Source organism: Paenibacillus sp. CAU 1782 (assembly GCF_054551715.1).
Genome location: NZ_JBTOLL010000001.1, coordinates 945,825 through 956,830 on the forward strand (window position 1 = coordinate 945,825; position 11,006 = coordinate 956,830).

The 11,006-nt window shown below is 50.8% G+C and carries 8 protein-coding genes; 4 read left to right on the plus strand and 4 right to left on the minus strand.

Features of this window, described 5'->3' with window-relative positions; translation table 11 throughout:
- Positions 1-122: 122 nt before the first annotated feature.
- Positions 123-1,637, minus strand: a complete 1,515-nt coding sequence (locus tag ACX93W_RS04640) for a carboxypeptidase M32 (protein ID WP_459391133.1) — start codon at positions 1,635-1,637, stop codon at positions 123-125.
- Positions 1,638-1,844: 207 nt separating this feature from the next.
- Positions 1,845-2,375 (minus strand): DUF309 domain-containing protein, encoded by a 531-nt coding sequence (locus tag ACX93W_RS04645; protein WP_459391134.1) that lies wholly within the window; start codon positions 2,373-2,375, stop codon positions 1,845-1,847.
- Between the two features lie 143 nt (positions 2,376-2,518).
- Here ACX93W_RS04645 and ACX93W_RS04650 point away from each other — a divergent pair, with 143 nt between their 5' ends.
- The 3 genes from ACX93W_RS04650 (at position 2,519) to ACX93W_RS04660 (ending at position 5,410) form a co-directional block, all read left to right on the plus strand.
- Positions 2,519-2,944: a hypothetical protein gene (locus ACX93W_RS04650; RefSeq protein WP_459391135.1), complete on the plus strand. Its 426-nt coding sequence runs from the start codon at positions 2,519-2,521 to the stop codon at positions 2,942-2,944.
- Between the two features lie 2 nt (positions 2,945-2,946).
- Positions 2,947-3,234 (plus strand): YxcD family protein, encoded by a 288-nt coding sequence (locus ACX93W_RS04655; protein WP_459391136.1) that lies wholly within the window; start codon positions 2,947-2,949, stop codon positions 3,232-3,234.
- 298 nt (positions 3,235-3,532) lie between these two features.
- On the plus strand, positions 3,533-5,410 hold the full coding sequence (locus ACX93W_RS04660) for a glycosyl hydrolase family 18 protein (protein WP_459391137.1): 1,878 nt from the start codon (positions 3,533-3,535) through the stop codon (positions 5,408-5,410).
- Between the two features lie 154 nt (positions 5,411-5,564).
- Here the strand turns inward: ACX93W_RS04660 and ACX93W_RS04665 are convergent, their stop codons facing one another.
- Positions 5,565-6,674, minus strand: a complete 1,110-nt coding sequence (locus ACX93W_RS04665; RefSeq protein ID WP_459391138.1) for an HD domain-containing phosphohydrolase — start codon at positions 6,672-6,674, stop codon at positions 5,565-5,567.
- A gap of 151 nt (positions 6,675-6,825) precedes the next feature.
- Between ACX93W_RS04665 and ACX93W_RS04670 the strand changes: the two genes are divergently transcribed.
- Positions 6,826-9,939, plus strand: a complete 3,114-nt coding sequence (locus ACX93W_RS04670; RefSeq protein ID WP_459391139.1) for a hybrid sensor histidine kinase/response regulator — start codon at positions 6,826-6,828, stop codon at positions 9,937-9,939.
- Positions 9,940-10,104: 165 nt separating this feature from the next.
- Here the strand turns inward: ACX93W_RS04670 and ACX93W_RS04675 are convergent, their stop codons facing one another.
- Positions 10,105-10,938: a helix-turn-helix transcriptional regulator gene (locus tag ACX93W_RS04675; RefSeq protein WP_459391140.1), complete on the minus strand. Its 834-nt coding sequence runs from the start codon at positions 10,936-10,938 to the stop codon at positions 10,105-10,107.
- Between the last annotated feature and the right edge of the window lie 68 nt (positions 10,939-11,006).

Sequence of the window (11,006 nt, forward strand, 5' to 3'; positions counted from 1 at the left end):
AACGCCAAAAAAGCCCGCGGGGGTCCGTTTGCACGGATTCTCCTGCGGGCTTTGCTTAACTAAATTAATTTGTCGCTAAGGTAATCTTGGAAAGAGTTTATACGATTAGCGTTTTGGAATTTTTACAGCCGGTAGATATCACTGTATTTGGACTTCAGATAGCTCACCAAATATTGCGGATCCAGGCTTTTGCCCGTTACAGAGGTGATCAGCTCGGACGGCGTACGCATCTTGCCGAAACGGTGGATGCGGTCGCCCAGCCACTCCTTGATGGGAAGCAGCTCGCCGCGGCTAACCTGCTCCCACATATCCGGAATTTCGCGCTCCATCGTATCCGTAAACTGGGCAGCGTACATGTTGCCGAGCGAATAGGATGGGAAGTAGCCAAACGCCCCGCCGGACCAATGCACGTCCTGAAGCACGCCTTCCGAGTCGCTGCCTGGAACCACGCCAAGGTATTCCTTGTATTTGCTGTTCCAGAGCTCAGGAAGGTCAGCTGCTTTAGCGCCTCCGTTAAAGATCAGCTTCTCCAGCTCATACCGGATAATGATATGCAGATTATACGTGAGCTCGTCGGCCTCGATGCGGATAAGGGACGGCTTAACAACGTTATTGCCGCGGTAGAACTCCTCCCACGAAACATTCAGCTGGCCCGGAAACCGTTTTTGGAACTCGCCAAAATAACGCTGCCAGAAGCCCGGGCTTCTGCCGATCACATTTTCCCAGAAGCGCGATTGCGATTCGTGGATACCCATGGAAGTGCCTGTAGCAAGCGTTGTTCCGGTCAGCTCGGCAGCGATGTTTTGTTCATACAAGGCATGCCCGCCTTCATGAATGGTTCCGAACAGAGCAAAGGTTACATCGTTCGGCAAATAGCGGGTTGTGATGCGAACATCGCCCGGGTTCAGCCCCGTTGCAAAGGGATGAGCGCTTTCGTCCAGTCGTCCCGCCGCAAAATCGTAGCCCATTTGTCCAAGAATATAGAGGCCAAAGTCCTTCTGCGCTTCCTTGTCAAACGCCCCTTCAAGGAAAGAGGTATCCGGCTGATGCGGCGAAGCCGCTATCGCTTCCGCCAGCGGCACAAGCTCAGCGCGCAACCCGCCGAAGATGGAGTCCAGCTCGGCAACTGTCATGCCAGGTTCGTATTCGTCCAGCAAGGTGTCGTAGCGGGTTGCTCCCGGTCCCCACAAATCAATAAACTGATTGGTGTAGCCGATGACTTTTTCCAAATAAGGCTGGAAGCTTGCAAAGTCGTTGTTGTGTTTGGCTTCTTCCCATTTGGACTCCGACTGGGATGCCAGCACGGTGTATTCCTGGAACAGCTTTGGCGGAATTTTGACGCTGCGGTCATATTGTTTGCGGGTTTCCTGAACCAGCCTTTGATCCATTTCCGACAGCTCCGAAAATGCAGCCTTTTCCTCCAGCTGCTCCAGCCATTCTCCCAGCTCGGGCGCAACAGAAAGCTCGAACATAGCGCCTGACAATACGCCCAGCGATTCTGATCTTATGTCCATCCCTTTGCGCGGCGCGCCCGTCCGCAAATCCCAATGCATCAGCGCAAGCGCTTCTCCATAGCTTTGAATCTTATGTATTCTTTCCCTGAAGCCCGCCAAAATGTCTTGCTGTTTTTGCGTCATTGTTCCACTCCGCCTTTCGCCATACCGGCCATCATTATTGGCAGCTAGCCGCAGCTTGCTTCCTATAAATATATTAAACCCTGAAACTGCGCTCCGCAACTTTCGCCCGCTGCCGCGTTAGCGCCTTCCACGTTCAGGATTCGCCTCTAGCATGATCTCCGCAGGCAATTTTTCAGTCATGAAAATGTTATACCAAACATGCTGACTCTATTCGCTTTTCCCATTGCGGCGGTTCTGCTTCAGCGCTTCTTCTCTTGCGGCAATAACTTCAGAGCGGTCGCGCAGCTTGTGGCGATGAATCAATCCCTCATCTCCCATCGGACTTGGCGCGCCCCATTCCAGCCCCAGCTCGACACAGGTCTTCACGCATCTCTCCAGCAGGTTGCGATCAGCAAGCGGAAGCATCATGTCCGCATAAGGCAATGCGTGCTCCGCCGCAGCGCTCCGTTCCTCTAGCTGCCGGATCAGCTTGATCGTATCCAGGCCCAGCAATTCAAGGTTGGCTTCCCTTAGCCTGCCCATTGCATGGGAATAACTCTTGGCTGCGCCGCGCAAATTGCCCCGCCGTTCATGATATTGCCCCACAGCTACCCCGATAAGGCCTACCCACATAGCGGAATAGCCGTCTTGAGGATGATTTTTCCAGTGCTCCTCCAGCAGCTCGTGGCACTCAAAGTAGTCTCTTGTTGCATGAAATTCAATTAAATAGGAACAATAGGCATCAGGATAATCCTTCATCTGTCCACCCAACCCTCAACTGTGAGAAATATCATAATTCAATAAAGTTTGTCCATAAAAAAATGAAACCTGATTCCATAGTAGCCGTATTCCATTATGTTAGCAAATTAGATACCTTATTTAACAGGAGGAGAAAGAACGTAATGAAAAAAGGGTTCTTGGTTATGATCGCGCTTACCCTGCTGCTGGCAATTGGCTTCCCGCAGGAGGCGGACGCAAGACGCGGCGGCTTCAAATCGCCAAAACAAAGCTTTACGCAAACCCCGAAAAAAACAGATAATGTAAGCAAGACCACTACCGGCTCCACTACTGGCGGCGCAACGGCTGGCACAGCTGCCAAAACAGGCGGTTTGTTCGGCGGCAGCGGCTTTATGAAAGGCATGGTAGCAGGCGGTTTGGCAGGTCTGTTGTTCGGCAGCATGTTTGGCGGCATGGGCGCAATGGGCGAAATTTTTGGCCTATTGATCAATTTGCTGGCGATTTTTGCGGTCATTATGCTGATCCGGGTTGCCTTTGTTTACTTGCGAAGCAAGAAGGAACAACGTCCTGATCCGCGGAGGCCTCAGTAATCGTGAGACTTTATACGGATGAAATCATTAACGCGATTTGCCTTCATGTCTCCGAACGGCGCGGCATAGCGCCTACAGAGGTCGAGGTGCAGCTATCCTGGGATGAGGAATACGGCTATACCGCTGAAATTTGGGTAGCAGGCCGCAGCCAGTATTTGATAGAGTCCAATTTGCTGGAAGCCATCGAGCAATATCTCTACTCCCAGCAAAACCGCCGCGTTTTCCGGTCCGATATTAAGCTTGGCCTGGATGAAGAGCAAGGCGAATTTTGGGCGGAATTCGCCGGTTAATGTAGTTGTACCATGCAAGCTCATCTTTTGTTTATCCAGCAGGCTGCCGAACCAGGCATCCTGCTTTTTTTTGTTTATCTTCTTTATTTTTCCGCCCATTCCCACATTTTACTACACCACATTGAAGCAACTCCTCCCCTCCTCTCGCGTCTAATGTACTAGATTAACAGAGGAGAGTGATTGCAAACCAATGCGGATGAATCCTTTATCGAGGCCCATTGCAACTCAGAGACCGCGCTTAAAGGCAAGTTTTACAGTTAGAAAAGCGATTCTGCTTGCGGTCTCGGCAGTATTGGTGATGGGTTTGACGCTGGCTGCTCCGCCAAGGAGTGAAGCCGCTAGCGGCAAGATGACACAATACCGCGTCTACCAGAACGAAAAACCATTGAAAGAATTTGCGTCTCAATCGGAAGCCGTGTATTACGCCAAACAATTCCGCTACAGTCATGTCGAGCAGATTGCCGGCAGACAGTGGGTTTGGGACAACTTTCCAAGGTACAAGGTTTATGTAAACGGCGCCTCCGAGGCGGCTTGGGAATTCGGAACGTACGCGGACGCTCTAGCGCTCGCAAAAAGCCAAAAAAATGTACATATCCGAGATTTGCAGAGTACGGGCTGGAGCTACTCTTCCTATGCTGCTTATCGTCTTTATCAGGGCGATATCACGTTGCCGGACTGGAATTATGTCACGCTGGAAGAAGCCAAGAAAGAAGCGAAAAAATGGAGCAATGCCCATGTCATTGAACTGGCAACGGGGAAATGGATATGGGATAACCTGACCCCGGAGCAGGCTGCGGCGCAAAGCGCGGCCGAACCTCTCTATCAGGTGACCGTTAACGGTCAAGCGGCGGAGTCCATTGGACCCATTTCCTTTCTGAAAAACGGAATTGCGGCAGCCGAAAACCTTCCTGGCAGCCAACTGATTAATCTGAAAAGCGGAGCCGTTGTCCATTCCACGATTCCGGGCTACGAGGTGAGGCAAAACGGCAAGCTCGTTAAAGCTTTCCGCGGATTGCCGGAGGCGGTTAAGCTGGCCGTTACGCTTGCCAATACCGAGGTGCTGAACGACGGGAAAGTATTATGGTCCAGCTATCCCTACCTACAGGTATTCCAAGGCGACCGTAAAATCAATAGCTTTCATAAGCTCGCCTCCGCCCTTTCCTATGCGACTTATTACGCGAACGCTTCAATCGTAACATTGGAGGGCCGTAAGCTCTGGACCAATGTGAAACCGCTGGTGGTGCTGGGCTGGAACGGAAGCAGCGCTTCCGCAACGATTCAAAGCCATGTCGCCGGCACGCAAGGGCTGGACATGGATTCGCCAACCTGGTTTCAGTTGACTGATGCCAACGGCGGGCTGGAGGATACCTCCAACCCTGCAACCGTGGCGATGTTGAAGGAAAGAGGCATTTTAACCGTTCCGCTGGTTCATAATCAGTTTGATCGTGCAATGACAAGCCAATTTCTTAAAAATAAGGAAGCGCAAACTGTCTTTATCGACGCATTGGTCGGGCGGTTATCCGAGCTAGGCGTTTATGGCGTCAACCTGGACTTTGAGGAAGTTGCGGGAGCCGACCGGGCAGCCTATACCGCATTTGTTAAAGCATTAACCAGTGCCGCCCACGCCAAAAAACTGAAGGTTTCCATCGATTTGCCGCGAGGCAGCATAAGCTGGAACCATCTGACGGCCTACGATCACGCGGCGTTGTCCTCCATTGTGGATACTGTTATTATTATGGCTTATGACGAGCATTGGAGAGGCAGCGACAAACCTGGCTCCGTAGCCGGACTCGCGTGGGCTGAGGAGGGCGTCAAGCAGTTTCTGGATTACGGCGTTCCCCGCAGCAAGCTGATGCTTGGTATCCCCTTTTATGTGAGGGAATGGCGGCTTGACGCGTCCGGAAGGATGGTCGACAACAGGGCTATCTTTATGAAGGAGATTCCAAGGCTGATTCAGGAAAACAACGCTACAGGAGTTTACCATGCGGAATCCGGCCAGTGGAAATATACCTACCAGAAGGATGGATACACCCATGTGTTCTGGGCTGAAACGCATGAAACCGTGCTGGCTCGTATTGCCATTGCCAAAAAATACGATTTGGCAGGCGTTGCCGCGTGGCGTTTAGGTTATGAGGATGCCGAGTTATGGACCAAGATATTGCGGTCCAAATCTTAATAAGTCCCCGGAACAATCCGGAACAATAAGTTGGGGTTGTCCGAAAAGTCATGTGGAACGAATAAATAGTCAGCAGAAAGGACCGGTAGAGACCGGTTTTGCTGAATAAGTATTCACCATGTCAAACTTTTCGGTCAGCCCCATTTATGTACATCTAATCCGACTCCGCGTCGCGAATTTCAAGAATGCGTGGCAGCATGGTCATAAAGGCGTCAACAACTCCGGGATCAAAATGTTTCCCTTTTTCCATATTGAGCAAATTGATGATATCGTCCAATTCCCAGGCTTTTTTATAAGCGCGGCTGCTGCCAAGCGCGTCAAAAACGTCCGCAACGGCAGTAATCCGGCCGTAGGGATGAATTTCCTCACCTTTTAAACCGTTGGGATAACCGCTTCCGTCCCATTTTTCATGATGCTGAAGGGCCACAATCGAAGCAGCCTGCAGCATTTCCCTTTTGGAATGGCGCAAAAGCTGATGGCCGATCAACGTATGGTTTTTCATAAGCTGGAACTCTTCCTCCGTTAACTTTCCAGGCTTGAGCAAGATGGAGTCGGGGATGGCGACTTTGCCAATATCATGCATCGGAGACACGCTTCGCAACAGGTCGGCTTCCTTCTCCTCCATGCCGAGGCCAAGCGCAAGCAGATAGGAATATTGCGCAACCCGGCGGACGTGATGACCCGTTTCCTTGGAACGGCTTTCCCCGATCTCGCCCATGACAGAGATAATCTCTCTTTGCGTCTCCAGCATCTCTTCATGCAGCATAACGGCCTCGAGCGCTTTTCCGGTATAAGCGGCGGCAAGCGACAAATGCCGCAAGTCCAAAGCTGAAAAAACCTCGTCCGATCCAAGCTTGTTAATCGCTTGATATGCCCCGATTACTTCGCCGGCATTGTTGCGAAACGGAATGCACAAAACCGCCTTGGTCCGGTATCCCGTTTTTTTGTCGCTGTCCGGGCTATGGCGATGGTCCAGATAAGCGTCGTCAATAAGAAGCGGCTCCCCCGATGCAATGCATGCACCAACAATTCCAGTGCCTGCCGCGATCCGGAGTTCTCCGACGCCGTGGGCAATTGCCGTAAATAATTGCCCTGCTTTATGGTCGATCAGCCATACGGCACAGCGATCAGCCTTTACCATATCACGTCCCATGTCGGCCATTAACACTAACACGTGCTGGAGCCTGTTTTCATTGGCAATTCTGGCGGTGTAGTCGAAAATTACGGCCAGCAATTCTTCGGCACTTCCGGACACTTGATTCATTCTGGCGTTCCTCATCCCATTTCTTTTGTCAATTTAATTCGATGCGAAAGCTTTGAATTCCTGCAATTTATCGGGCGAAGCGATGTTTTTCGACATGATTTTGTCGAATTATACGCCGAGGCAAGTCTTTTGAGAAGGAAGATCGTTAATCATGTCGAACTTAAACAGCATGACAAAACACAGCCGCTCCATCCTCATCAAATATAGTCTGATTATGCTGTTCTTTTTAGCCTTTTTGCTGACCATGCGCCTCATCTGGGTGCAGTGGAACGCTCCGCCTTCGGTCCCTGTTATCGAAAAGGGCTTTGTTGATTTAAGGGATTGGGACTTCTCGCAAAATCGGCCTTTGGCGCTTAACGGCGAATGGGAGTTTTATCCCGACAGCTTTGAGACTGCCGGCGAACCTTCCTATGTTCAGGTTCCCGGCAGCTGGCAGAACGGCGGGACGTTTGGCGCGGCTTCTAACGCGTATGGCTACGGTGTATACCAACTGACCATTGCCGTTCCTGAACCTGCCGATGACGATCCCTATACCTTCTGGATCAAGCAGGTTGAAACATCATCCGTCACGGAAATTAACGGTAAACCATCTTGGACATTTGGTGTGCCGGCCGACAATAAAGCCGACTATGTTCCGAGACGCGCGGGTTATACGCCGTCGTATACGACGGCCAAAGGAGAATCCTTGCTTGTATTGAACATCAGGGTTGCCAATTTCGATAACCCCTACCGGGGCGGATTGATTAAGCCCGTGATGCTTGGTTTGCAATCATCCGTGGACACGGTACGCTGGAATTCCATCGGTTTTCAGTTAACCACCTTTGTCATTTTGCTCCTGCACGGCGTATACGCTTGTATTCTTTATTTACTGGACCGGACAAAAATAGCTTTTTTCGTCTTTTTTGGTCTTCTGACTTCAGCCGGAATCTCTATTGTGGTCAGTCACGATTATTTGTTGTTGTATTGGCTGCCAATCACTTATGCCTGGACGGTCAAGCTCACCATTTTGTCCTATATCAGTTTGACCTACTTTATGCTGCTGCTCACCCGTAACTTTGCCAAGAGCAAAGGGGATAAAGGATGGTTTCGCTCCTATACCATTCTGCACCTGCTTTATTGCTTATTTGTAGTCGTTGCCCCAACCCCTGCCGTACATTATTCGGTGAAATACAATCTTTTTAATCTCTTTTACATGCTTCCCGTTCTCTGGTTTTTGGCGCTGATTGTATTCATGCTGATGAAGCGCCGGCCCGGTGCGATTTTTCTGATGCTGGCGGCAATGAGCATTTTGTCCAGCATTGTCTGGGGCGTGCTGAGCAGCAGGCAATTTGTTTACGGCGAATATTATCCGCTGGATATTCTGATCGCCATCATATCCTTTTCGACTTATTGGTTTAAAAGCTATATGAGCAACGCTTTGGAAAACGCCCGGTTGAATGCAAAGCTGAGAGCTGCGGATGAAGTGAAGGATCGTTTTCTGGCCCATACCTCGCATGAGCTGCGAACGCCGCTGCACGGAATAATCAACATTGCCCAAAGCGTTGTTTCAAGAGAACAGGACATGGGATCGCGAAGTCTGAAGGATATGGGGCTGCTGCTCAAAATCGGCAAACGCATGTCCAGTTTGCTGGACGATTTGCTTGAGCTGCTTACACTTAAGGAGAACGGAATCCGGCTTCATGTAACTCCTCTCCGGCTGGACGCCATCGTGCCCGGCGTGTTGGATATGCTGGCCTATCTGACAGAGGATAAACCGCTGAAACTGATTTCGGCCATTCCCGAGGACCTCCCTCCGGTCATGGCTGACGAAAAACGACTGATTCAAATTCTGTTTAATTTGGTTCATAACGCCATTAAACATACGCAGGAAGGCTCCATTACCATTTCGGCCGAGGAAACCGGGGGCAAAATCATCATTAAGGTTACCGACACGGGAGCCGGTATCCATGAGGATGCGCTGAAGGTCATCTTTTTGCCCTATGAGCAAGGGGACGACGGCGAAGGCGGCGGCTTTGGACTAGGGCTGAGCATTTGCAAGCAACTGGTGGAGCTGCACGACAGCCAGTTGAATGTGCAATCTGCGCCCGGCAAAGGAACAACCTTCGGGTTTTCACTGGCACAGGCTGAACGGTCCATGACCGCAATTGCTGACTCTGAGTCAAGGACTGAACCCCCTAATGCCATTTTGGTCGAAAACGTAGAGGATAAGGAGTGGGAGGAAAGCTGGCTTTCGGCAGCTTCCGGGCCAGAGGACGAGGTTAATCGGGTACACATTCTGGCGGTGGACGACGATCCCGTTAATCTAAGAATATTGTCCAATATTCTGGCGAGCGGTCCTTATCTGCTGACATTTGCAACTTCGGGCAAAGAGGCGTTGAAGCTGCTTCCGACGCGGCAATGGGACTTGGTCATCACCGACGTCATGATGCCGTCCATGAATGGATACGAGCTTGCCAGAGAAATTCGCGAGCGCTACTCCATATCAGAGCTCCCCATCCTGCTGCTGACCGCCAGAAGCCAGCCTGCGGATGTTTATGCCGGCTTTTCGGCTGGAGCAAATGATTATTTGACCAAACCGGTGGATGGGCTTGAACTAAAATACCGCGTCTGGTCGCTTACAACGCTAAAGCGGTCCGTAACGGAAAGGCTGCGGATGGAGGCTGCTTACCTGCAAGCCCAGATTCATCCCCACTTCCTGTTTAATACATTAAGCTCCATCCTGGCGTTAAGCGATATCGACAGCGAAAAAATGAGAATGCTTGCGGAAGCCTTTACCTCCTATTTGCGAATCAGCTTCCATTTCCTCAATGCTGGAGAACTAGTTGTCCTGTCGCATGAGCTGGAGCTGGTTCGGGCTTATCTCTATATCGAAAAGGAACGGTTCGAGGAACGGCTTAACGTGAATTGGGAGATTCAGCAGGAGATTCACCTGTATCTCCCTCCTCTGTCTATCCAGCCGCTGGTTGAAAATGCCGTGAAGCATGGCATTATGAGTTTGTCCCGAGGCGGAACGATAACGATAGCTATCCAGAGGCAAAACGACGAGGTTGTGATTGAAATTCGCGACAACGGCAAAGGCATGACGCAGGACAAGGCGGATAAGCTGCTGAAGCAAGCCTTTGACCGAAATGGCGGCATCGGCATTGCCAACACCCATCGACGCCTGATTCAACACTATGGTAAAGGCTTGATGATCAAAAGCATCCCGGACCAAGGCACCAGCATCTCGTTCCGAATTCCCGACCGACAAGCTGCGCAGAATTAAAAAAAGGGGCGGTCTATTGCATTCTCCCGAAGGAGAAAATGCAATGGACTGCCCCTTGCTTGCGTTACTGGCCTATTGTGCGGAATCCAGGGCATCAATAACCGCCTGAATGCCGTACATTGCTTGTTTCCCATTCATCCGTCAGTGCCCCAAGCTCCGGGTTTGTTATAATAAAGATGGATTATTTCGCATGCCGAACAATGATGCCTGGCTGGGAGGAATTCCGGTGTGCTTTTTGAACAGCCTGCTAAAATAATAAGCATCGGAATATCCTACGCTTCGCGCTACGTCCGACACGGGATATTGACCTGTCAACAGCAGCTTTTGAGCGCACAACATCCGATATTGGATCAAATAATGGATTGGGCTGATCCCGACATATTTCTGGAACAGAAAAGAGAAGTATTTAGGCTTTAGATCATAACGCGTCGACAGCGACTCCAGCGTAATGGCATCCATGTAACACGTTGTTATATAACGGATGGCATCCTGCACCATATCGCTGCTTTGGCGGTTGTGAAATGCCCGCTCCGAGGATAATACCTTTCCGGCAAGCTGATAAAATAACGCCTTTTTCTCCAGCTTCTCCACTTGCCCGGGAGCTCCGTCAAGCTGCAGAAGCTGATCCATCAGCATAAGATGTCCCGGCTCGGTCTGGAGTTCCAGCACGGACAAGCCGGTCAGCTTGCCGCTTAGTTCATGGCAGCCGTCGTACGGCAGGAAATGGGCCAAAAAATAAACAAAACCCTCTTCCCCCACTTCCAGCTCCAGACGCATGCCTTTCCCGCCAATAAGCGCTTTGCCGGGTTTTAGACTGATTGCTTCCTGATCGTCGAAATAAAACTCCGCTGAACCTTGCAGCGGAATAAGCAGCGCGCTCCTTGTTGTCGGCTGCTCGGCATGGCCTCGATAGATGCCGGACTCCAACTGCGTCCGGTATATGCCGTACACTTCCAACGGCACTTCCGCAAATGCTTGTGACAGTTCTTCGTAGTACATGGGACATCTTCTCCCCCTTGCATTGATAACGATTCTCACTATCTTTAATACTAATGACTTCAGCCCTT

Bases quoted from the DNA above. Each gene is read 5' to 3' on its own strand.
- ACX93W_RS04640 (WP_459391133.1), bottom strand. From the start codon at position 1,637: ATGACGCAAAAACAGCAAGACATTTTGGCGGGCTTCAGGGAAAGAATA.
- ACX93W_RS04670 (WP_459391139.1), top strand. From the start codon at position 6,826: ATGTCGAACTTAAACAGCATGACAAAACACAGCCGCTCCATCCTCATC.
- ACX93W_RS04645 (WP_459391134.1), bottom strand. From the start codon at position 2,375: ATGAAGGATTATCCTGATGCCTATTGTTCCTATTTAATTGAATTTCAT.
- ACX93W_RS04675 (WP_459391140.1), bottom strand. From the start codon at position 10,938: ATGTACTACGAAGAACTGTCACAAGCATTTGCGGAAGTGCCGTTGGAA.
- ACX93W_RS04665 (WP_459391138.1), bottom strand. From the start codon at position 6,674: ATGAATCAAGTGTCCGGAAGTGCCGAAGAATTGCTGGCCGTAATTTTC.
- ACX93W_RS04650 (WP_459391135.1), top strand. From the start codon at position 2,519: ATGAAAAAAGGGTTCTTGGTTATGATCGCGCTTACCCTGCTGCTGGCA.
- ACX93W_RS04660 (WP_459391137.1), top strand. From the start codon at position 3,533: ATGGGTTTGACGCTGGCTGCTCCGCCAAGGAGTGAAGCCGCTAGCGGC.